This is a genomic window from Cloacibacillus sp., from assembly GCF_020860125.1.
GTDB lineage: Bacteria > Synergistota > Synergistia > Synergistales > Synergistaceae > Cloacibacillus.
The window spans coordinates 42,374-63,681 of the sequence record NZ_JAJBUX010000037.1 but is presented as its reverse complement, the minus strand read 5'-3'; the positions used below and the strand labels follow the sequence as shown (position 1 = coordinate 63,681).

19 protein-coding genes and 5 tRNA genes (1 of these 24 cut by a window edge) are annotated in these 21,308 nt (G+C 52.8%); 17 read left to right on the top strand and 7 right to left on the bottom strand.

The features are described 5' to 3' along the window. The 3 genes from LIO98_RS04940 to LIO98_RS04930 form a co-directional block, all read left to right on the top strand. Positions 1-55: transfer RNA gene (locus LIO98_RS04940), tRNA-Lys, on the top strand (it extends 121 nt beyond the left edge of the window). 21 nt (positions 56-76) lie between these two features. Further along, positions 77-152, top strand: a tRNA-Lys gene (locus LIO98_RS04935). Between the two features lie 8 nt (positions 153-160). After that, positions 161-235: transfer RNA gene (locus tag LIO98_RS04930), tRNA-Val, on the top strand. Between the two features lie 120 nt (positions 236-355). On the opposite strand, the gene LIO98_RS04925 is transcribed toward LIO98_RS04930, so the two are convergent. Together LIO98_RS04925 and LIO98_RS04920 are read right to left on the bottom strand one after the other, a co-directional pair. Continuing rightward, positions 356-592, bottom strand: a complete 237-nt coding sequence (locus tag LIO98_RS04925; RefSeq protein ID WP_291953711.1) for a hypothetical protein — start codon at positions 590-592, stop codon at positions 356-358. Positions 593-837: 245 nt separating this feature from the next. After that, positions 838-912, bottom strand: a tRNA-Val gene (locus LIO98_RS04920). A gap of 164 nt (positions 913-1,076) precedes the next feature. Here LIO98_RS04920 and LIO98_RS04915 point away from each other — a divergent pair. From LIO98_RS04915 to LIO98_RS04865, 11 genes are all read left to right on the top strand, one after another. Continuing rightward, a tRNA-Leu gene (locus LIO98_RS04915) sits at positions 1,077-1,160 on the top strand. Between the two features lie 523 nt (positions 1,161-1,683). Continuing rightward, a complete protein-coding gene (locus tag LIO98_RS04910) occupies positions 1,684-2,097 on the top strand; it encodes a response regulator (protein WP_363303973.1) in 414 nt (137 codons plus the stop codon). 2 nt (positions 2,098-2,099) lie between these two features. Then, positions 2,100-2,852, top strand: coding sequence for a glucosaminidase domain-containing protein (locus tag LIO98_RS04905; protein WP_291953706.1), 753 nt, complete (start codon positions 2,100-2,102; stop codon positions 2,850-2,852). Further along, complete coding sequence (acpS, locus tag LIO98_RS04900; RefSeq protein ID WP_291953704.1) at positions 2,849-3,220, top strand: holo-ACP synthase; 372 nt, start codon at positions 2,849-2,851, stop codon at positions 3,218-3,220. The genes LIO98_RS04905 and acpS overlap by 4 nt, the downstream gene beginning before the upstream one ends. Beyond that, positions 3,217-4,749 (top strand): NAD(P)H-hydrate dehydratase, encoded by a 1,533-nt coding sequence (locus LIO98_RS04895; protein ID WP_291953702.1) that lies wholly within the window; start codon positions 3,217-3,219, stop codon positions 4,747-4,749. The genes acpS and LIO98_RS04895 overlap by 4 nt, the downstream gene beginning before the upstream one ends. Continuing rightward, entirely contained in the window at positions 4,724-5,236 is a 513-nt protein-coding gene (gene tsaE / locus LIO98_RS04890) for a tRNA (adenosine(37)-N6)-threonylcarbamoyltransferase complex ATPase subunit type 1 TsaE (protein ID WP_291953700.1), read from the top strand. Before LIO98_RS04895 ends, tsaE begins: the two co-directional genes overlap by 26 nt. Then, positions 5,233-5,889, top strand: a complete 657-nt coding sequence (gene tsaB / locus LIO98_RS04885) for a tRNA (adenosine(37)-N6)-threonylcarbamoyltransferase complex dimerization subunit type 1 TsaB (protein ID WP_291953697.1) — start codon at positions 5,233-5,235, stop codon at positions 5,887-5,889. The genes tsaE and tsaB overlap by 4 nt, the downstream gene beginning before the upstream one ends. A 163-nt stretch (positions 5,890-6,052) precedes the next feature. Next, positions 6,053-6,253, top strand: a complete 201-nt coding sequence (locus LIO98_RS04880) for a 4Fe-4S binding protein (protein ID WP_066744806.1) — start codon at positions 6,053-6,055, stop codon at positions 6,251-6,253. A gap of 2 nt (positions 6,254-6,255) precedes the next feature. After that, the gene (locus LIO98_RS04875; protein ID WP_291953694.1) at positions 6,256-7,386 is read left to right on the top strand and encodes a 2-oxoacid:acceptor oxidoreductase subunit alpha; all 1,131 of its coding nucleotides are present in this window, start codon (positions 6,256-6,258) and stop codon (positions 7,384-7,386) included. A gap of 2 nt (positions 7,387-7,388) precedes the next feature. Then, positions 7,389-8,219 carry a thiamine pyrophosphate-dependent enzyme gene (locus tag LIO98_RS04870; protein ID WP_291953692.1) on the top strand — a complete coding sequence of 277 codons (831 nt, stop codon included), beginning with the start codon at positions 7,389-7,391 and terminating at the stop codon, positions 8,217-8,219. A gap of 12 nt (positions 8,220-8,231) precedes the next feature. Further along, complete coding sequence (locus LIO98_RS04865) at positions 8,232-8,801, top strand: 2-oxoacid:acceptor oxidoreductase family protein (protein ID WP_291953689.1); 570 nt, start codon at positions 8,232-8,234, stop codon at positions 8,799-8,801. Between the two features lie 157 nt (positions 8,802-8,958). Here the strand turns inward: LIO98_RS04865 and LIO98_RS04860 are convergent, their stop codons facing one another. The 3 genes from LIO98_RS04860 to LIO98_RS04850 form a co-directional block, all read right to left on the bottom strand. Next, on the bottom strand, positions 8,959-9,729 hold the full coding sequence (locus tag LIO98_RS04860; RefSeq protein ID WP_291953687.1) for a C39 family peptidase: 771 nt from the start codon (positions 9,727-9,729) through the stop codon (positions 8,959-8,961). Positions 9,730-9,823: 94 nt separating this feature from the next. Next, positions 9,824-14,122 (bottom strand): response regulator, encoded by a 4,299-nt coding sequence (locus LIO98_RS04855; RefSeq protein ID WP_291953684.1) that lies wholly within the window; start codon positions 14,120-14,122, stop codon positions 9,824-9,826. Further along, a complete protein-coding gene (locus tag LIO98_RS04850) occupies positions 14,112-15,806 on the bottom strand; it encodes a diguanylate cyclase (RefSeq protein WP_291953682.1) in 1,695 nt (564 codons plus the stop codon). The genes LIO98_RS04855 and LIO98_RS04850 overlap by 11 nt, the downstream gene beginning before the upstream one ends. Positions 15,807-16,332: 526 nt before the next feature. Here LIO98_RS04850 and LIO98_RS04845 point away from each other — a divergent pair. From LIO98_RS04845 to LIO98_RS04835, 3 genes are read left to right on the top strand one after another with little or no spacing between them, the layout of a single operon-like run. Beyond that, the gene (locus LIO98_RS04845) at positions 16,333-17,205 is read left to right on the top strand and encodes a hypothetical protein (RefSeq protein ID WP_291953680.1); all 873 of its coding nucleotides are present in this window, start codon (positions 16,333-16,335) and stop codon (positions 17,203-17,205) included. Positions 17,206-17,262: 57 nt separating this feature from the next. Continuing rightward, positions 17,263-17,886 carry a histidine kinase gene (locus tag LIO98_RS04840; RefSeq protein ID WP_291953678.1) on the top strand — a complete coding sequence of 208 codons (624 nt, stop codon included), beginning with the start codon at positions 17,263-17,265 and terminating at the stop codon, positions 17,884-17,886. 3 nt (positions 17,887-17,889) lie between these two features. Continuing rightward, positions 17,890-18,702: a response regulator gene (locus tag LIO98_RS04835; protein ID WP_291953675.1), complete on the top strand. Its 813-nt coding sequence runs from the start codon at positions 17,890-17,892 to the stop codon at positions 18,700-18,702. Between the two features lie 5 nt (positions 18,703-18,707). Here the strand turns inward: LIO98_RS04835 and LIO98_RS04830 are convergent, their stop codons facing one another. After that, entirely contained in the window at positions 18,708-19,169 is a 462-nt protein-coding gene (locus LIO98_RS04830; RefSeq protein ID WP_291953673.1) for a signal peptidase II, read from the bottom strand. A gap of 22 nt (positions 19,170-19,191) precedes the next feature. Further along, on the bottom strand, positions 19,192-21,291 hold the full coding sequence (locus LIO98_RS04825) for an EAL domain-containing protein (RefSeq protein WP_291953671.1): 2,100 nt from the start codon (positions 21,289-21,291) through the stop codon (positions 19,192-19,194). Positions 21,292-21,308 lie beyond the last annotated feature (17 nt).

The window sequence follows — 21,308 nt, the reverse complement described above, 5'->3', positions numbered from 1 at the left end:
GAGCACCTGACTCTTAATCAGGGGGTTACAGGTTCGATTCCTGTACGATCCACCAACTTAAAGGAAAGACGCGTTTGGATCGTTAGCTCAACTGGCAGAGCACCTGACTCTTAATCAGGGGGTTACAGGTTCGATTCCTGTACGATCCACCATTTTTTTCGGGCGATTAACTCAGTGGTAGAGTGTCACCTTCACACGGTGGAAGTCGTTGGTTCGAACCCAATATCGCCCACCACTGTAATTACAGGACTTTCGAAATTTTTCGAAGGTCCTTTTTGTTGCGCAAAAATTTGACGTTTACGAAGTAAGCGTCAAAAATCCCGTACCTACGCCAATGAATAGATCTATTGTATTATCAGTCAACATAGTCGCTGAGTCCAGCACCGGAGGCAGGGGCACAGGAATCGTCGTTGTCGCCAGCCATTGAATCCGGCTGGCCTTTTAAGCTGCAGTAACATGGAATCTCTTTGCTCCAGGGCAGGATAGTATGGTATCGTTCCGGTGCCGTGCTGGCAGCCAGGCCATCGACACTCTTACGCATATCAGCAGCGCCGCAGGCAATATATATCTCTTTATTACCGCTCTCGATCATAAAACCGCTTCCTTCGGTGCTGCTTGATGAAGGGGAGTTCACGAGCTTTGTGACTTAATTTACAGATACGGCTCTTTTGACGCTTACATAGGTGCCAGTTGCGTTAAAAACAAGCGGTAATTAGTGTTGGTAAAAATCAAAAGAGAGGGGGAATTATTTTTATGCACGGAAATGCACCTGTAATCAGAGCAAAAAAGAAGTGTTTACAGTCGAGACCGTAAACACTTGCTATTACTGTTAAAAAATGGTGGACGATAGAAGAATTGAACTTCTGACCTCTTCCGTGTCAAGGAAGCGTTCTACCTCTGAACTAATCGTCCGTGACCTGACAGGAAAAAATTCTACCGTGGAATCCCTTTTCTGTCAACACCCTGTGCAAATTATTTTCTCTCTTATTTTGCTGCCTTATGATGCCTCTATCTTCACTGCGATAAAAACTTTTCTTGCTTTATATAAAAAGGCAGGGTAAAATATTGTACCGGATGCGGGAATGGCGGAATTGGTAGACGCGCAAGACTTAGGATCTTGTGTCACCGACGTAGGGGTTCGAGTCCCCTTTCCCGCACCACATTGACAAGACAAAGGGGCATGTTATTACGGTCCTTTCTTTTCTCACTCTCATTACTATAATTAACGCTGCCCATGCAGGCCTTTCCGCCGCTTTCGCTCACTGCATAGCGAACAGAGGCGAATGGTGTCCATATATCGCCATTGCTTTGGTCTAGCTATGCTCCCAGAGGCTGTTTTGCTTCATCAAGATGTGTGTTGTTTAGGATGAAAAAGGCAGGAAATGGTTTATCTTTCTATCGGCCCAAATAGCCATGTCTGCAGAGAATCAAGGCTTTATAATGGAGGGGGCATCCGAAATGGGACAAAGGGCTGCGGAAGCTGATGTAAAATATACATGGATATTCGGTTGTACGTAAAGAACTGTACGGAGGCCGCTGGCGCGAAACGCTCTCCGTTTCGTGTATTAGCAGACACGTAGGTATCATCTCTGGGATAAAATTCTCTGCTCATATATGATGACCATTTTTTAAAAAATGGTATAATTTTAGTTATAGAGTTTATGTGGAACCATACATTACGCCATGGAAGGAAGAGTCAAAATGGTAACCCTGTCCGGAAAGCGCATATTGCTATGCGAAGACCACTCCTTGAATGCCTCTATTACCATAAAAGTACTTGAACATGAGGGAATCTCCGTGGTACATGCAAATAACGGCAAGTCTGGTCTTGAGTTGTTCCTCAACGAGCCTGACGGTTATTTTGACGCAATCTTGATGGACATCAGCATGCCGGTAATGGACGGTCTTGACGCGGCGAGAGCCATTCGCTCCAGCGACAAGGCGGACGCCCGCACTATACCGATAATCGCAATGACGGCAAAGGACTACAGTGCAGACAGGGACAACTCTCTGGCGGCTGGGATGAATGCCCATTTTGCCAAGCCTGTGGACCCGACAAATCTGTACAATATTTTGGCGGCGCTGATAAAACCATAATAATGGATTTTTTGGGTATATCAGTTGTTTCAAAGTTTTTTTGTCTGTTTAGGCGTTTAGTTTTTATATTAATGGACTGTCTTAAAAAACTAAAAAATCGATATTTTATAGGTGCAGAACGGCGCTGTCTCTTTTTACGTTACGGGGGGCTGTTCTGCCTTTTATTTTGCCTGCTGGCAGTGCCATGGAGAGCCGAAGGCTTTTCTACGATAGATTTTTACCGTGCGGCTAAAAAATACAAGAGCGTTAATCCTTTCGGCGCCGCCGTCCACTGCTCTCATGAGACTGGGAACTGGCAGAGCAGGCTTTGGCGCGAAGGTAAAAACGGCGCGGGAATAAAGGCAAACAGAGCCTGGAAGACGTTGGGAATGCCCTATATAGATATATTAAGCGAAGAGCATATTGGCGGAAAGAATGTGATGGTGAGGTCTTCGTTCAGAAAATACAGGTCGCTAAAGAAGTTTCTCGGCGACTATTCCAGGAAAATAAGGGATGACTATCCTATATCAGCGAAACATAATAATAATATATGGGGATATCTGGGCGGTCTGTACAAGGGTAAATATGGAAAATGGGCTACGGATCACAGATACTTTAAAAAATTGACCATAAAGGCTGTAAAATTGGCCCCGGAGATATATGGACACGCGTGGAAGAAGAAACTGCATCGGCAGTTTGAAACCGCGAAGGGCTTCGGGATACTGGAAAAATGGCAGGAGATGGCCATAGAGACTGCGATGGGAGGCGGATCATGATCAGAGGCATCGGTATAGACCTGTGTGACATTGAGCGGATGAGAAAGGCCGTCGCGCGCGACGGTTTTGCCGAACGCCTGTTCTCTGAGAGTGAGATATCCTATGCTAAAGACAAGGCTGATGCCGCCACGCATTACGCCGCAGCCTTTGCCGCGAAAGAGGCTTTGGCTAAGGCCGGAGGCTGGGGGCTTGGAAAGATGGGTCTTGATGCCTGCGAGGTAGTTCGCACTGAAAAAGGCCCCGTGTTCAATTTCAGCGCCGACTTTCAGAGACGTCTTGAGGAAGAGGGGATCAGTGGAGTCTTTCTCAGCCTTTCGCATGAATCCGGCATGGCAGCCGCCATGGTAGTTTTGGAGGGAGAACGATGAAAAATTTCTTTATGCCGGCTGACATCCGCGAAGCGGATAATATTGCCGCCAGTAAATATGGCATTCCATCCATCGTGTTGATGGAGAATGCCGCGAAAAACGCCGCCCGCGCGGCTGTCACGTTGTCCGGTGGTCCAAAGGGCAGTTTTGTCGTATTGGCTGGGCGCGGAAACAACGGCGGAGACGGATTTGCCGTGGCGCGCCATCTCCTCATCGGCGGGGCAGAGGTAACTGTATTAAAGAGCGACGCCGATGAAATATATAAAAATGACGCCGCGGTAAACCTTGAGATACTGAGACGGCTGGGCGGCAAAAGGCTGAGAATATTCGATACGCCGGAGCTGACCGATTCCGAGATATCTGCGCTGCTTGGCAGAGCCTGCTGCGTAATAGAGGGATTACTTGGAACCGGAACGTCGGGAGCGCCCCGTAAGGAGCCGGCGCGCCTTATAAGGCTTTTAGAGGGATGTAAAAACGTCTTGGCGCTGGATGTCCCCTCGGGGATAGATCCCGAAAGCGGCGGCGTCTATGAGCCCTGTGTAAGGGCCGCCGAGACTGTAACCTTCTTGGCTCCGAAGTACGGCATGGCCTTTCAGCCTGCGGCTGATAATTGCGGCAATATAATAACCGCTGATATTGGCGTACCACCTGAGGCAATACTGCCCGAAAAGCCTAAGCTGTCTCTCTATGAATCCCGCGACCTGCATAGTATGCTGCCGGAAATTTCCCGTAACATACATAAAACTGAGCGCGGTAACGTGCTTGTATATGCCGGCAGCGGCAGTTACCGCGGCGCGCCGCTGCTTACGGTCCGCGGCGCGCTGCGCGCCGGCGCCGGCCTTGTTTTTGCGGCTGTTCCGGACTTTATCGCCCCGCATATCTCAGCAGAAATACCAGAGGCTATCGTCCTGCCGCTCGCGACGAGAAATGGCGAGGTCGAAAGCGCGTCGGCCGCCGCCGTCATCTCTGAATGGCTGCCTAAATGCGCGGCGCTTGTCGCGGGGCCTGGCTGCGGCCGTTCCGAGGGGGCGGGGGAGCTCTTCCTCTGGCTCTGGAAAAACTGCCGCCTGCCGCTGCTGCTGGATGCCGATATGCTCTGGTTCTATGCCCGAAATCTGCCGGAGCTGACGCCACGCGCGGACGTCCTGCTGACGCCGCACAGCGCGGAGGCCGGACGCATTCTCGGCCTGGCTCCCGCGGAGGTGGACTCAAAGCGTGCCGAATGCGCCTTTGCGCTTGCCGCTAAAGCTGGACAGGCGCTGCTTAAGGGAAGAAACACGCTGATCGCCTTCTCGGAAGAACTCCGAATGATCGCCGCAGGGTCACCGTCGCTGGCCGTCCCAGGATCGGGCGATGTGCTGAGCGGCGTCATCGGCGCGTTTATCGCCGCGGGAATTCCGATAGCCGACGCCGCGACGGTGGGCGCGCTGGCGCATGGATTAGCGGGAGAAGCTTTGGAGGCGCGCCTTGGGGTACGCGGAGCGCTTGCGAGGGAGATCGCCGATGAGATTCCGGCAATACTCCGGTGACAGTTTAACCGTTACAAGCGAGAGTCCAGAAGAGACCTTCCTGGTGGGGGAGGCTCTTGGGAAGGCGGCATATCCTGGGCTGCTCGTTCTGCTCAAGGGGGCGCTTGGAATGGGGAAAACGAAGCTGACGCAGGGTGTGGGGCACGCGCTGGGTTACGAGCGCGTAAAGAGCCCGACATTCATTATCATAAGTGAATACGAGGGCGCGATCCCCCTTCTCCACGCCGACCTTTACAGGCTGGAAGATAAGACGGAGATCAATTCTCTCGGAATAGAGGAGTATCTAGAGGAGGGCTTCACGGCTGTGGTAGAGTGGGCTGAACGATGGCTGGAGGCTCCGGAGAGCGATAGGATAGATGTTGAATTTGAGGCGCCCCCCGAGAACGGTGAATCCAGAATACTGGCCTTTACCTGTTATGGAGAGGCGGCCTGCAAAGCCCTTCGGGGCTTTGCGGAGGAGATAAGAACGATGGTGAGCGCGGAATGAAGATACTGGGGATAAACTGCGCCGGACGCTGGACGAACGCCGGTCTTGCCATAAACGGAAATATCATCGGAGAGCGTAATCTTGAGCTCGGACGCCGTCAGTCCGAGGAATTGCCGCTCCTGACGGCAGACCTCCTGGATGAGGCCGGAATGACGCTGTCTGACCTAGAGCTTATCGCGGTCGGCACAGGGCCGGGATATTATACCGGCATCCGCGCCGGTATAGCCTATGGGGCGGCACTCGCGGAGGCGCTGCTGTTGCCTGTGGTGCCGTTATCGTCGCTGGAAATATTCATTTGGGACCTGAAAGAGAGATATGACTGTCTCGTGCCGGTCTTTAAGGCAAAGCGCACCCACTGTTACGCGGCGGTCTACGATTCGCGCAAAGGCGCCACCTCCGTTTCCCCCGCGTTTGTCTCCGAAGAGGCTCTGTTGGGGACGCTTAAGAAATATCCGGACGCGGTGATCGTCTCTCCGGACATTGCCCAGTATGGAGGACTGCGTGAGAGCGGCTGTCAAGTGATCGAACGGGAGAGCGCCTCCGGCGGAGCCTGCGCTCAAATGGGCTGGATATACGCGGCAAAGGCGGTCTCTCCGCGTGAGGTCCGAGCCCAATATTTGCGCGAACCGGACATCGGCCCCACTGACAGATAAATTGTTCATAATATTTTAAAGTTATCAGAAAATAAAGAATTTAATCTTTTCCTTGAATAAATGCGCAAACTTTGGCATAATACGAGAAGTTATGCCAATCGCGTCTCAGTAGTTCTGGTTGACAGACAAAATCGATTAGATGTGTGGAAGGAAGGTGGGTCTTTTGGCGAAGAAGTTCAACATCGACGTTGTTGAGAAGTGGTGTAAAGGATGTGGCCTCTGTATCGCTATATGCCCCAAGAAGGTTCTGGAACTTAACGATCAGGTTAAGAGCGTAGCGGTTCGTCCGGAGGACTGCATTGGCTGCCGCCAGTGCGAGAATATCTGCCCGGATCTGGCAATCACTGTTAAGGAGTGTGAATAACCATGGCCCAGAACGAATTTTGGCAGGGTAATAAAGCCATAGCGATGGGCGCTATCGCCGCCGGCTGCAGGTTCTTCGGCGGATATCCGATCACCCCGTCAACAGAAGTTATGGAAGTTATGTCCGAAGAGCTCCCGAAGCTGGGCGGAAAGTTTGTCCAGATGGAGGACGAGATCGGCGGAATAGCCGCCACCCTTGGCGCCTCGATAGCAGGCCTCAAGGCGATGACGGCGAGCTCAGGCCCCGGAATCTCCCTCAAACAGGAGCTTCTCGGTTATGGATATATCGCTGAGATCCCGATGGTTCTCGCCGACATCCAGCGCGGCGGTCCCTCGACCGGGCTTCCCACGAAGGTTTCCCAGGCTGACGTAATGCAGGCCAAGTGGGGAACGCACGGCGACCACGCGACGATCGCCTACGCCCCCTGCTCGATTCAGGAGTGCTATACGATCACGATCAAAGCTTTCAACATGGCCGAGCGTTTCCGCCAGCCGGTTCTTGTCATGGCTGACGAAGTCATCGGACACATGCGTGAGAAGATCGTCATCCCCGAACCCGGGACCTATGAGGTCGTAGACCGCAAGAAGCCGACCGTATCCCCCGACGATTTCGTTCCCTATCGTCCCGATGCGGACGACGTTCCTCCGATGCCCGCCTTCGGCGACGGCTATCGCTGGCATGTGACGGGGCTTACCACCAACGAGTGGGGCTTCCCGACAAACGACGCTCCCGACATCGACCTCAAGGCTAACCGTATAATCCGCAAGGTTGACCGCTGCCGCGACGAGATTGTCGAATACAGAGAAGACTTCATGGAAGACGCCGAGATCGTGGTCATCTCCTACGGCTCTGTCTCCCGTTCCTCGCTCCGCGCGATCCGCGAGCTCCGCGAACAGGGCGTCAAGGTCGGACACTTCCGCCCGATCACACTCTGGCCCTTCCCGGATAAAGAAATAGCCGCGTTCTCGAAGAGAGTAAAGCACATCATCGTTCCGGAACTCAATGCCGGACAGATGGTGCTGGAAGTCGAGAGAGCCGTCAAGGCCAACTGCGAAGTACACAGAAAGAGCCTTATCAACGGCGAACTCTACAAACCGGCTGAGATTATGTCCTTCATCAAGGAGGTGGCGTAACTATGCCACGCGAAGATGTAAAGAAACTTCTGCGCACTAAGTTCATGCCCCATATCTGGTGCCCCGGCTGCGGACACGGAATCATCATGCACTCCATCCTCCGCGCCATTTCAGACCTGAACATCCCGAAGGAGAAGGTCTGCATTTCATCAGGTATCGGCTGCTCAAGCCGTATGCCCGGCTATATCGACGCCTGCACGCTCCACACGGCGCACGGACGCTCACTCGCCTTCGCGACTGGCGTTAAGATGGCCAATCCCGAACTCACGATCGTCAACGTCATGGGCGACGGAGACGGCACCGCGATCGGCGGCAACCACTTCATCCACGCCTGCCGCCGCAATATCGGCATCACCGCCGTCCTGATGAACAACAACATTTACGGTATGACCGGCGGACAGGCCTCGCCGACGATGCCGGAGGGCGCTTTCGCCGCGACGGCCCCCTACGGATCGATAGACCCGACGTTCGACATCTGCAAACTGGCAGCCGGCGCCGGCGCGACCTATGTCGCCCGCGCGACAGTCGCCAACCCAGTGATGTGCGAGCAGATTCTGAAAAAGGCGATCGAGCATCAGAAGAAGGGCTTCGCGCTCGTCGAGATCATCTCGTTCTGCCACACGCAGTTCGGCCGCAAGAACAAGCGCAGCCGCCCGACGGACAATATCAAGTTCCTCAAGGAGCATACGGTCCTCAAGGCGCAGGCTGACAAAATGACGCCCGAGGAACTTGAGGGCAAGATCGTTGTCGGCGAATTCGTCAACATAGAGAACGCCCGCGAATACACGGACCGTTACAACGACGTCATCGCGCGCGCGCAGGGAAAGGCATAGGAGGTACGGATCATGGGCGATCGTTTTGAAATTCGCGTTGCTGGATCCGGCGGACAGGGAGTCATTCTCGCCGCAGTGATCCTGGGTGAGGCGGCTGCACTCCGTACAGAGGGCCTCAATTCAGTACAGAGCCAGGCTTACGGCCCTGAGGCCCGCGGTGGCGCTTCCAAGTCGGAAGTCATTTACGACCGCGGCGAAATAGACTATCCTAAGGCTGCCCATCCCAATCTTCAGGTCATCCTTACACAGAAGGCGTGTGACACCTACAGCCATGATACGGCTAAGGGCGCGACCGTCATCCTTGACGACTTCTTTGTCACTGACCCCCCGAAGCTTGACGCCGAAGTCTACATGCTCCCCATCGTCAGAACGGCGCGTGAGAAGCTTGGACGCGAAATAGTCGTCAACATGGTGGCGCTCGGTACGGCGGCGAAGGTTCTTGAGGATAAGGGACTGACAAAGCCCCAGGCAATCAAGGACGCCATCCTCGCCCGCGTTCCCAAGGGAACCGAAGAGCTCAATGAAAAGGCCTTCGACGAGGGCTACAAGATGATGTCTGAGGCGGTAGCGGCGAAGAAGTAACTTCGCGGCGAAAGCTATAAAATAGCAAGAGAGGCTTCCTTCCGAGGAGGCCTCTCTTTTTAGTTTCAATATCATATGTGATAAGACAGGTGCCGTATAAATGGAAAAGCCTCCGCGCCGGTCAATGCGCGGAGGCTGCGTCCGTTTTGCGGATGGCTTATGGGCGGGCTGTGATCCACTGCTGCACGCATTCACCCTTCGGCAGATATTCCATATCCTTCCACGTGTAGAAGAAGCCCTCTGCGGCCTGCACGGCGTAGCCATCCTGGCGGTGGTCGAGCACGTCGTAACTGTCCATAAAGATGATCACATCATCGGTGGTCTTTTCCGTACCCATCGTATCGTAGCCGATGATTACGCGCCAATGGCCGCCCCAGTACATATTTTCCACCATCACCGGCACGCCCTCTTTAAGGTTCTTGAGGACGAAGTCTTTGAACTGCTGAGGATTTTCAAAGTCATAGCTCCTGCCCTGGGGGCGATCCAGGCTTGAGGCCACCTTCCAGCCGATGGACTTGAAGAACTTCACCATGCCGGAGGTCGATGTGCCCATTTCGCCGCCGTTCTTAGGTTCGTGCAGCGTCCCCATAAGGATGGAGAGCATATGTTCGTCATACTTTTTGTTCCCGAAGTAGTAGAGCACCGTGAGGGCGGCGGCCGGTCCGCAGGTGACCTCCGTCGTCTGCTGGTAGGTGGGAAAGCCGCTCAGGATGGTGAGTCCATTGGCGTTGCTCGTTAACGTGTAATAATCTTTTGATGGAAAGTAAGGGGAATCTTTAACATCGCCTGCGGCGCTATAGGAAGAGGCGCCCGCAGACTGGGTATCCAGCTCAGGCGGAAAGGGCACGACCCGTTCCGCCGCGCCTGCCGTCGCGGCACAGCATATTATCAGGGCAGTTATTGCGGCGTTAAATTGCAGTTTTTTCATGTAAGTGTGTCTCCTTTTTACTATAAACTTGGCAGCCATTAATTTATGGCCGGTTTCTTATATTCTGATAAAATCTCCCAAATATTTCAAGGGATTAAGACTCATTTGAGCCGCAGATGAGATTATAGAGCGTACGGAAGAGCTGCTCCGGCTCTATCGGTTTTGCGAGGTGCGCGTTCATTCCCGCCCGGCGGCTGTCTTCGATGTCGGACTCAAAGGCGTTTGCCGTCATCGCGATAATGGGGATGCTCTTCGCGTCGGCGTTGCTCAGGTGACGGATGTTGTTCGCCGCCTGCAGGCCGTCCATCAGCGGCATGCGGATGTCCATTAATATGGCGTCGTACCATCCCGGCTCCGATTTGCTGAAAAGCTCTATGGCCCGCAGGCCGTTCTCCGCATGTTCGACGGCGAAGCCCTTTCCCTCCAGCAGTTTTTTCGCCACTTCGACGTTCAGAGGATGATCTTCCGCCAGGAGCAGACGGTGCCCGTGGAAATTAAAGTCCTCCGTCCGCACGGCCTTTATAACCTCTTTTTCACCCAAGGCCCTCTCAAAGGCGGAGATGATGGAGCTCTTGTATAATGGCTTGCCCATGAGGAGGTTGACGCCGGCCAGCTTTGCCTCGTGCTCTATTGACGACCAGTCATAGGCGGTCATAATGATTATCGTCACCTCCGGACCGACTGTCGAGCGGATGCGTTTTGCGGTCTCGATGCCGTCCATTCCCGGCATCTTCCAGTCAAGGAGGATGAGGTCGTAGTATTTATTGTTTCGCCATTTTTCTTCGACGAGGGCCACCGCTTTTTCTCCGCTGTCGACCCATTCGGCCTGCAGCCCCATCTCTTTGAGGGTGATCACCGTATGTTCGCACACGGTGATGTCGTCGTCCACCACGAGTGTACGAAGATTTGTGAAGCTGCGGAGGCTTTTCTTATGTCCCTTCACATGCGACTCCTCTGTGATGCCAAGCCGGACCTCCACGGTAAACTCTGTTCCTACGCCCTTGATGGAGCGTACGTCAATGTGGCCGTCCATCATATCGACTATACTTTTGCAGATCGCCAGCCCGAGGCCGGTGCCTCCATAGAGGGAGGTCGAACCGCTGTACTCCTGCGCGAACGGCTCAAAAAGCCGGGGGAGAAATTCGTCGGAGATGCCGCAGCCGGTATCGTTGATCACGAAGCGGAGCAGGGCGCCGCCCTTAAATTTTTGGCGCTGTTCCACACTAAAGCCGACCCTGCCGCCCTCCGGCATAAATTTAACGGCGTTGCTGAGAATGTTTATCAGTACCTGCTGTAATTTCATCGCGTCTCCGACGTAATAATCCTCTGTGCCGTTCTTCACGAGACATTCATAATCAATTTTTTTCTCCTGAGCCTGTGAGTAGCAGATAGAATTGATGCCGTTGATAAATTCCTCAAAGGGGATGTTCTCATTTTTCAGCAGCATTTTGCCGCTTTCGATGCGGCTCATGTCAAGGATATCGTTTATGAGCGAAAGCAAATAACGCGAGGAGATACCGATTTTTGAAATGCAGTCGGCTACCTCGCCGTCGTTACCGATCGACTGCGCGGCGATGGCGCTCATCCCGATGATGGCGTTCATCGGCGTTCTGATCTCATGCGACATACGCGAAAGGAAGTTGCTCTTCGCGGTGTTTGCCTGCTCCGCGGCGGCAAGCGCGGCGGCGAGGATATCTTTCTGCCGCTGCTCCTCCTTATAAATGTCGGTTATGTCGCGCTCGGTGAGGAGTATTTTTTTTGTCTCCCTGTCGATATACGAGAAACAGAGTTTTTTTCTGCCATGCGAGCCGTCTTTTTGGACGGCGGTGTAGTATACCGTATATGTCGGCGCCTCATCAAGCTGGTGGCAGACATTATCCAGCGACTTCTCCGTAATTACGCGCTCCCGGTCGCCGGGGACCGCGCAGTTTTCGACATGTTCCCTGGCCGCCAGCGCGAAATCGCTGCAATGCGACGGAGGGAGCACGGCGCCGGAATTTTTGTTTCCAAAACAGGTGGCGTGTCCGCTGATGCCGTCGATGAAGGCGACATAGTCATAGTCCTGTTCGACGGCCTTGTCTATCAGGCTCTTCATGAGCCGCTCTCCTGTGATGTCTTCCGAATATAGGAATCCGTGGAGGTCGCCGCTGTTGGGGGCTATTTTCAGGCGGAAGGTGGCCCGCACGAACCTGATGCTGCCATCGGGGAAGACTCGGTGGTATTCCGCGGATTTTGAGTGTTCTCTCCTATTGAAATCGCGCAGCAGATTTCTCGCGGAATAAAATTCTCTCACCGTTTTGATATCGTCTTTACCTACGGCGAACCCTGCCATTTTGTCACAGAATTCGGAAAAAGTCTCTGTCTTATTGGTTTCGCCGATGAGGTACTCGGGGCGGGAACTCTTTTTGCTGATGATCCTGTCCTGCGTTATATTTATCCTGTAGTTGACCAGCGTGCTGGTTTCAAGTATCTCTGAGTAGGCCTTCTCTTCCTCATAGCGGGTTTCGAGCAGCTCCTGTTCAGTCACGTCGACGCTTGTCCCGATTGCGTGGTGAGGTCTGCCTGACCGGTCCGGGACCGTGGTATATGCAACTCTTTCCCAGCGGTAACTGTCCGTGTCGCCTTTTTTGACGCGGATGACCTCCGAAAGGGAACGCTCTCCGGCTTCCATCCTCTTATAGAGGCCGCGGAGTTTTTCAACGTCGTCCGGGTGCACGAGTCCGAGGGCGATAATGCTTTCGGGCGCATTGTCAATCGTCTGGTCCAATTTATAGGCGGTGTCAGGGGTGTGGCTCCGTATGATCTGTTTTTTTGCGAAGTCGTAACTCCAGACAGTCATTCCAGACTGTGAGGTGGCGACTTTAAACTGCTCTTCCAGATCCTTGTACTCATCAAGCGAGAGCGCGGTGGCGACAGATCTCAGAGGAGAGCCATGTTTATCGAAGATATTAGTGTAGTGTACCCTCATCCATTTATATGCGCTCTCACCGGTTGTGCGGACCCTCAAGTCGTGGACGACGTCTTTCTCCCCGGCCTTCATCTTTATGTGCATTTCACGGTATTTTTCACAGTCATCCTCATGGATGAAGCCGCTTTCGATTAGGCTCTCAGGAAAATTCTCTATTATTTCCGGCAGCGTACAGACGGAATGTGAAAAGTCACGGATGTAGGCTCTGTTTGCGGCAATGTCATACTCCCAATATTCGAGCCCAGCGTGATTGATTGCCGCCGCAAGCTTGATCCTGCTCTCTTCAAGCTCCTCTTCCGCCTGTTTCTGCTGAGTGATATCGACAAACACGCAGAAGAAAAATTCCTCACCGTTCTCATCTTTCATCAGTTCGCCGCGCAGATGTATCCACTTAACGCTTCCGTCTCTGCAGACCAGGCGGTTCTCGGTCACTATCGTCGTGTTGCCGCGGGCGAGCTGGGAACGCATTTTATCGTGTATCGCCGCGCCGTCCTCGGGATAGATGACGGCGGACATGCTGTTGCCCATTCGCATAAACTCCTCCCGTGTATAGCCGAGGAATTTGAATAGGCCGTCATTGGCGGATATGATCGTCCACCGATCGTCAAAGCGGCATCTGAACGCCGCGCCCGGGATGGAGTTGTATATCAGCGAAATCTCGTCAAGGCTTATGCGGAGGTTTTTGTATACGGAATCCATTTCCAGTCTTGCCATTCTCTCATCCGTTATATCATAAAAATATTCGACAAAGGCCTCTCTCCCGCGCCAATTCAGCTTTTTTCCGCTGACGGAAAAATATTTTCCCAATTTTTCAAGATGAAGTTCGCTTTTAGTGATCGCGTCGGCGGTAAACAGCCCGGCAGTACAGAAGCCACAGGGCGAGGCCTCGTCCAGCATATAGTCATAGCACTTTTTGCCCCGATAGTCGCCGGGCTCTTTTCCGGCCATTTTGTAGGCGGCGTCATTGACATAGAGTATCTCATAGCTTTCCGCGTCACAGACAACGACCGCGATATCCGACTGGTCCAATACCTCTTGAAATAGCTCGGTATTTTCTGCGCTGTACGGCGTGGTCTGACAGCCGGAGGCTGAGCGTGGGCGCCTCACATCCAAAGACGAAAGTTTGCCGCCGTTCGCCGTGGCTGCGAGCAAAAACGTCGTTTCGCCGCTTACAGCTTTAAGAAAGGCTGACTCGCCTCCGTTGGTTTCCATCCCATCATTAAATGAAACGGTCGCGGAGAAAGATTCCTTCGCGAAACTGGCTAACGAGCAGAGAGCGTCGTCCGAGCCCTCCGTCGTTACTCCTTCGATGGCCAGCACGAAGTCTTTTGACAGAGATAACTGGGCCGCCGTCATATCTCCGCCGTTAAAGAGCGCTCCGCAAAGGCGTTCCAGCAGCCTAAGCGCGGAATATTTACCGTTCATTATCAAATCGTCCCTTTTCCGTTTCCTCTGATGTGTATGGTATTTTCATTGCAGCCTCGTCCCAGAGGCAGCAGCAGTGCTTGCCTCTTCTTTTGGCCGCGTAGAGGGCCGCGTCAGCCTCCTCCATCAGTCTCTTCATATTCGGCTCGCCTCTGAATACCGTAAGTCCTACCGAACATGATATGGGGTCATCAAAACCGGAGCGGCATACCTTAGTGCAAAAATCGCTGCCGCGTTGGAGCGCCGTCTCTTTGGAGGGCAGATTTTTGAGCAGAACGACAAATTCATCTCCTCCAATGCGGGCTGCGATGTCGTATGTACGAAGGTTCTCTTTCAATGCGGAGGCAAAGGCCTTTATCGCGCTGTCCCCCCAACTGTGTCCCCTGGTATCGTTATACATTTTAAGATTATCCATATCAAGCATATAGAAGGCGTGGAGCATCTCTTTGTCGGAAAAATCTCCGGCGCGCAGGGTAGTTTCAAAACCGCGCCTGTTATAGATGCCGGTCAGGTAATCGAAAAACGCCTCTTTTATGATCTCGTTCCGGCCCTCGGTCTCCCGCATTTCCGCGCGCAGCCGCGCGTTTTCCAGGACGGTCTCGACTCTCTGCCGCAGGACGGCGGGAACATAAGGCTTGGCGATGAATTCATCCGCGCCCATCGCCAGCGCTCGCTCTTCGCTCTTTTCCCCCGCCACGGAGGTGATGATTATAGGGATATTTTTTAACGTCTCGTCCGCTTTGATGAGGCCCAGCAGCTCGAATCCGTCCATGACCGGCATCAGCAGGTCGAGCAGTATTATCTTTACCTGCTGTCCATGCCGTTTAAGGTATTCCAAGGCCGCTGCGCCGTTTTCCGCCTCGGCGGTGGCGTGGATGCCGCTGAACATCTTTGAGAGGATGGCGCGGTTGACCCATTCGTCGTCCACGATCAGTATCAAATTTTTGTCGGCGGATGTTTTGACGTCCCCTTCGGTAAGCTCCACCGTTTTCAGGGAGGAGGATAAGATATAGCCGTCATTATTGTCTTTCGCCGCCGCGCAGTATTTCAGATACCCCAGCATGGAATCCGCAAAGATTGATATTTCGCTGACGGAATCATATCCGGCGGTAACGCGGCTCATCGCGGCGGTGTGTTGGAGCAGGGCCATAAGCGTGTTGAAGAATACCGACGAGGCGCGTCCGATGTCTGTATCCTTCCGCACCGTACCCTCTTTGACGGCCATTTTATAGGACTCGGTGAGGCGTTCTCTTATGAGTACCATGCCGTCGGTATATTTTTTCAGCAGATGATCTGAGAGCTCTTTTCTGGCAAAGGCGCTTTCCAGCTCTCTGAAGAAGATAAAGATCTCAGGGCTGTCGGCCAATATCTTTTCCTGCTGTGTTATATAAAGACGCAGCCGTTCTAAGCCGGAAAGATTTGCATAGCCGGCGGAGTCACAGGACTCCTGCATCTGCCCGGCGGTATATTGAAAAACGATCTCCAGCAGAGCGGATATTACGTCCTCTTTTGTCGTAAATGGGCAGCGCCCGGCACCGGCGGTGTTTCCGCCGATGCTGGAGATTGTCTCCATTGATGTTAACGAAAGGCCGTCTCTTATAAACAGGACAAAGGCCCTTTCAAGAAATTCAAGCTCCGGCTCTTCAAAAGCCTGCCGACTGAATTTCAGGTCAAATATCCGCATTGAAGAGGCCTCCGTATGATTTAAGTTTCTCTGGACCCATTTATTTTGCGATCACAGTGTCTTTTTAACTTCTACCTTATAACATAAATGATAATAATTATCAACAACCTATGTTAATATAGAAAAGTCACCCCGGAAATGAATCGTTTGCCGTAAAAATGACAAAATTTGTTGGACTTTTGTTGGACTTTATATAATATCCTTTTATAACAACATTGCGCTGTGGGAGGCGGGTCATGTTCGAGCGACTGAGACTGAGATATTTTTTTACGGATAGGGCCCTATGTGTACTATTGATTACCGCTCTCGCGCTTCTTTATATTCTCGCCTCCTGGCTCGTGACGCAGGAGAACGCAAAACTGAGCCTTGATTCGCCTTTCTCTCATCTATATATCAAAGGTACTTACAGCGTTAACGGTGGCCCGAAAAAGGAGCTGCGCGAAGATACGCGCTTCGATTTAAGCGGTCATAGAAATATCATGGTGACGGGACGCCTCTCCGAGAACGTGGAGAAAAAGACTTTGTCATGCTGCGCATCACCGACCTGCGGATCAGGATATTCAGGAACGGTACGCAGATATACGGCTTTGGCTATGACCGCTCGACGGCGCCATATGTCAGAAGTCCCGGCAATGTGTGGCATTTTTTTGCCTCGCCTGGCATAACTAAGGACGACGATATCAGGCTTGAGATATCGAATGTTTATAAGAAGGTGCACTATAGCAGCGTAAACGTCCTGCTCAATGAGATGTACAGCGGCTCTCCCGACGCGCTCTACCGGATGGTTTTTGCAAAGCATGGCTTCTCTTTTGTGGTGGGAATATTCGTCTTTTTTCTGGGGCTGCTGGAATTATGCACGGCGCTGCTTCTGGTATTTTTGAAACGGCACAAGACGAAAGATCTCTTCTATGGCGCGGCCTTTACCATCAGCAGCGGCATATGGTTTTCCATCCAGTTCGACATCTTGCCGCTTCTAGTGCCCTATCCGGCCTTTATCGGGAGTCTCGATATGTACGGGCTGTATTTCATGGGGATATTTTTTACCCTTTATATCTCGACATACACCACCGGCAGACGCCGTATGACGCTGATGGCCTATTCGATATTTCAGGCCGCGAGCGTTATCTTCGTCGAGGCCCGCCAGCTGGCGGGCAAAATAGACGTCTATGACACATCGTTCTATGGATCGAACATACTGATGGGCGCGCTGGCGGTCTCGCTCCTGGCTCTGGTCTGCGAGCGGAGGAAGAGGCGGAGGAGCTTCAGCACTGCGGTACTTTTCTCCGTCCTGCCCGTCGCCGCCGGCGGATGTCTTGATATCCTGTTCTTTTGGGGAAATCATTATAACGCCAATCTGTGGACGCGCACGGGATTTCTCATCTTTGTATCGGTACAGTGAGGAATCGTCGTCTGGCAGTTTAAACGAAACGCTGACGCCGCCGCCGAGACACAATCGATGGAGAGGGCGCTCATCCAGAGCCGGGTGGCGATAATGCTTTCGCAAATACAGCCGCATTTCCTCTACAACGCCCTCGCGGCGATCAAGGCTCTCTGCGCCAAAGATCCGGAGACGGCGCGTGAGGCTATCACCCGTTTCTCAAAATATCTCCGCGGCAATATGGATTCACTCTCACACGAACCGCTGATAACCTTCGACCGGGAGCTTGCCCATATGAAAAACTATCTCTATATAGAAGAACTGCGCTTCGGAGATGACATCCGTGTTGAGTATGACATCACGGCAAGCCGTTTTCTGATACCGGTGCTCACCATCCAGCCACTTGTTGAAAACGCCATCCGTTACGGTATCACCCAGAAAGAGGGCGGAGGCACGATCGTTATCTCATCGGCGGAGACCGAGATGGGATACTTGGTAAAGGTCTCCGACGACGGCGTGGGGTTTGATCCGAAGAGAGCCACGAATGACGACAGAAGCCATGTGGGAATAGAAAATACGCGAAAGAGGCTGGAGACGCTTTGCGGCGGCAGTCTGTCGATTAGAAGCGCGGCCGGCGGCACTGTGGTGGAAATCTTTATTCCCAGACGTAAAGGCCAAGAACCGGGCGTTAGGAGTGTATAGGTTATGAAAATCATTGCGGTAGATGACGAAAAACTTGTCCTTGAGGATCTTGTGGAGCAGCTGATGTCGCTTCCCTATGTATCAAAAGTCAAGGGTTTCACAAAACCGGCGGAGGCTCTCAAATATATAGAGGAAAATAATATTGACGCCGCCTTCGTCGACATCAATATGCGCGGCATGGATGGACTGGCGCTCGCCACGGAGATAAACAGAATATCGCCCGCAGCCGCGGTTATCTTCCTCACCGGGTATTCCGAATATGCGGTGGACGCCTTTAAGCTCCGTGCCTCCGGATATCTGTTGAAACCGGCCTCTATTGAGGATATAGAGGCGGAGCTGGCCAATCTGCGCCTCTCCGTAGCAAAGGAAAGGGGATGGCGGCTGCGCGTCCAGACCTTCGGCAACTTCGAGGTATTCTCGGGCGACAGGCCCGTACATTTCAAAAGAGCAAAGTCAAAAGAGCTGTTCGCCTATCTGATCGACAGGCACGGGGCGGGCGCGACGATGGCGGAGATCGCCGCCATACTATGGGAGGGTAAAAACTATGACCGTTCGCTGCTCAACCAGATACATACCTTCATCTCCGACCTGATCGCGGCGCTGAGGGCTGAGGGCGCCGATGACGTCATTATCAAGGGGCGGAACAACGTGGCGGTGAATCCCGAGATGATAGACTGCGATTATTACCGTTTTCTGCAAGGCGAGGTCGCCGCGGTAAATTCCTTCACTGGAGAGTATATGAAAAACTACAGCTGGGCGGAATTTACGGTCGGATACCTTACAAAGGTCAGCGGGCGCGGGCGGAATAAAATTTAACCGGCCTATGGGCGGCTTTCTCGATTTTTCCAAAATGAGAAAATTATCATCGCCGCTCCTGTGGACAGAAAAACGTCCGCAGCGTTTATCCATAACCCGTCTTTGAAAAATATCTCCGCCATAGGGAGCGGAATCCAGTCGATCACCTGTCCGCAGGCCAGTCTGTCTGTGAGATTTCCGGCGGCTCCGCCGAGCATCAAAGCGCCGCCGAGACGGAAAAGCGGTCCCAGCCTGCGCGCGCAGCGTATACAAATAATAAATAATATCAAAATAATTACGGCATTGGCCGCCGTAACAGCGAAAGAACCGCTCTCGCTGAAGAGCCCAAAAGAGAGACCGGCGTTAAGACTGGTGTTCCATCCCAGCTTTAACGCCGCATGTTTCGTCAGCCTGTCGGCGAAGAGAGAGATAAGAAAAGCGGCGGCGGTACAGATTGGCGCTGCTTTAGAAGATATATATTCTCTCAATTCGCGTTCCTCCATATATATTTTATTTTTTGACGGCCTCCGGCAGCTTTTCAAGCGGCAGCGGCGGACTGAAAAGGTACCCCTGATATGCCCGGCAGCCTATCTCTTCAAGTGCCTCCATGATGGCCTCGTTCTCTACATATTCGGCGATGACCTTAAATCCGAGCGAGCGGGAGAGGCCCATAATGGAGGCGACTATCTCACGGCTTCTCTGATTGTGCAGGATATCTTTTATGATCGCGCCGTCGAGCTTTACCGTCCCAAAGATGCCGCTCTGCAAAAACTTGATCGACGTATGTCCCATGGAAAAGTCGTCGATCTCCAGATGGAAGCCTAAATCACATATCCTCCTGAGACGCTCCTCCGTCCGCGGGTCGGAGCTGAGAGCCATCTGCTCTGTTACCTCGAGGTTGATCTTTCCGGCGTTTATCTTTCCGCTGAGAGCGGCTTTTTTCAGGAACTGCTCAAAGGCGTCGGTCGCGATCGTCAGGCCGGACACGTTGACGCTCACGGATATCTCGCTGCCCAAGGCATTTTGCACAAGCGGCAGATCCTCCGCGGCACGTATTATTATATTCTCTTCCAATTTTGAGAGAAAGCCCTTTTCTTCAGCCAGTTTTATGATAAGCGGCGGATAGATGAAGCCGAAGCGGCGGTGGTTCCAGCGCAGCAGCGCCTCCGCGCCGATACAGCGCCTCCTGTCGTCAAACTGCGGCTGATAATAAAGCATCAGTTCATGTGAGAAAAGCGCATAATCGAGATCTTCCGCCAGCTCCTTCGCTACGGCGCCCATCGTTCCATAAAGCTCCGTCAGCATAACCGGAGAGCGTTTCGCCTCCTGTTCCTGCAGCAGCCTTACAAGGGCGCTCATCTGTTTGTTGGAGATAAGCTCCTGCTCTCTGTCTGAAAAAAGGATGAATGGGCGGTAGATGAGGACGCCGACTATCATATTTACCAACTGCAGCAGCACGCCGGCCATAGAGCCTGTCGAAGCGTAGCCGCCGTAGAGCACCGGTGTCGTCCATTCGACGGCGTTGACGGTGACGGGGAGCAGTTCAAAGTGGAAGGCGGCATATGAGATCAGGCAGGAGGTTATCGGCGTCAGGATAAAGGGGATCAGGAATATCGGGTTGAGCACCACCGGCAGGCCGATAAGCATGATCTCGTTGACATTGAAGATCATCGGCAGAAAAGCGAGCTTGGCGAGGTTGCGGCTGCTGGGTCTCTTTGAAAAAATAAGTACGGCGGCCAGCAGAGAGATAGCGCCGCCGCAGCCGCCCATATACACAAAGGTATCAAAAAAGGTCTTCGTTAATATCTCTCTGGGAACCAGCCCCACGGCAAGCATTGAATGGTTTATCTCTATGCCTGGGTAAAAGACGGTTTTGATAACATTGTCGAGCACGTTGTTGCCGTGGATGCCGAAGAACCACATCACTCCTGAAGATATGAGGAAGAGTACCGCGCTTTTCAGTGAACGCTCCCTGCCGCTGAAAATGTGCTGTCCGCCCTTTACCAATAGTTCATACAGCCCTGAGACGCCGAAGGTCTGTACGATAATATAGTTAAGCGAGGAGACGAAAAATACAGTCATAAAGAGCGGCAGCAGGGAACCGATCGCGAGGTTGAATATATAATCCGCCCCTTTGGTATATATCCTTCGCCTGCCGCCGAATCTCTTGACGAAGCCGAGATATGCCGGCGGTATGCATACAGCGCATAAGAGGGCGGTGAACATGCCGTTGACGCCGAAAGCCGCTATTGAGGGACGCCCGGAAAAAAAGCCGCATAAAATGACGAAGGATATCAGCGAAGCGATCGGCGCGCCGTAAAACATGAGTGGGTCAGAGCTGTTGTCCTGCGAATAATTCCTGCTCACCGCAAGCACCATATAGAGTGAAAATATCCCAAACGTCGCCCGGTGAGCTACGTCCAGAATATCACGCAGCGCGCCGCCGAGAAAAATCTCTAAAAAGCGCTGATAGGCCGGTATAGGAAAAGACTTAAGTATCAGCGAGAAGGAACCGATCATCAGGATGGGGATGGACATGACCAGGGCCGTGCGCAGCGCCCTTGTCATGGGTAAATTTTCTATCGTTTCTATGATATTGTCTATTTTCATTTATTTACTCTCCGTAT

Bases quoted from the DNA above. Each gene is read 5' to 3' on its own strand.
- LIO98_RS04850 (WP_291953682.1), bottom strand. From the start codon at position 15,806: ATGCGGATATTTGACCTGAAATTCAGTCGGCAGGCTTTTGAAGAGCCG.
- tsaB (WP_291953697.1), top strand. From the start codon at position 5,233: ATGAAGATACTGGGGATAAACTGCGCCGGACGCTGGACGAACGCCGGT.
- LIO98_RS04870 (WP_291953692.1), top strand. From the start codon at position 7,389: ATGCCACGCGAAGATGTAAAGAAACTTCTGCGCACTAAGTTCATGCCC.
- LIO98_RS04895 (WP_291953702.1), top strand. From the start codon at position 3,217: ATGAAAAATTTCTTTATGCCGGCTGACATCCGCGAAGCGGATAATATT.
- LIO98_RS04860 (WP_291953687.1), bottom strand. From the start codon at position 9,729: ATGAAAAAACTGCAATTTAACGCCGCAATAACTGCCCTGATAATATGC.
- acpS (WP_291953704.1), top strand. From the start codon at position 2,849: ATGATCAGAGGCATCGGTATAGACCTGTGTGACATTGAGCGGATGAGA.
- LIO98_RS04875 (WP_291953694.1), top strand. From the start codon at position 6,256: ATGGCCCAGAACGAATTTTGGCAGGGTAATAAAGCCATAGCGATGGGC.
- LIO98_RS04835 (WP_291953675.1), top strand. From the start codon at position 17,890: ATGAAAATCATTGCGGTAGATGACGAAAAACTTGTCCTTGAGGATCTT.
- LIO98_RS04865 (WP_291953689.1), top strand. From the start codon at position 8,232: ATGGGCGATCGTTTTGAAATTCGCGTTGCTGGATCCGGCGGACAGGGA.
- tsaE (WP_291953700.1), top strand. From the start codon at position 4,724: ATGAGATTCCGGCAATACTCCGGTGACAGTTTAACCGTTACAAGCGAG.
- LIO98_RS04825 (WP_291953671.1), bottom strand. From the start codon at position 21,291: ATGAAAATAGACAATATCATAGAAACGATAGAAAATTTACCCATGACA.
- LIO98_RS04840 (WP_291953678.1), top strand. From the start codon at position 17,263: ATGGAGAGGGCGCTCATCCAGAGCCGGGTGGCGATAATGCTTTCGCAA.
- LIO98_RS04925 (WP_291953711.1), bottom strand. From the start codon at position 592: ATGATCGAGAGCGGTAATAAAGAGATATATATTGCCTGCGGCGCTGCT.
- LIO98_RS04905 (WP_291953706.1), top strand. From the start codon at position 2,100: ATGGATTTTTTGGGTATATCAGTTGTTTCAAAGTTTTTTTGTCTGTTT.
- LIO98_RS04855 (WP_291953684.1), bottom strand. From the start codon at position 14,122: ATGAACGGTAAATATTCCGCGCTTAGGCTGCTGGAACGCCTTTGCGGA.
- LIO98_RS04910 (WP_363303973.1), top strand. From the start codon at position 1,684: ATGGAAGGAAGAGTCAAAATGGTAACCCTGTCCGGAAAGCGCATATTG.
- LIO98_RS04845 (WP_291953680.1), top strand. From the start codon at position 16,333: ATGCTGCGCATCACCGACCTGCGGATCAGGATATTCAGGAACGGTACG.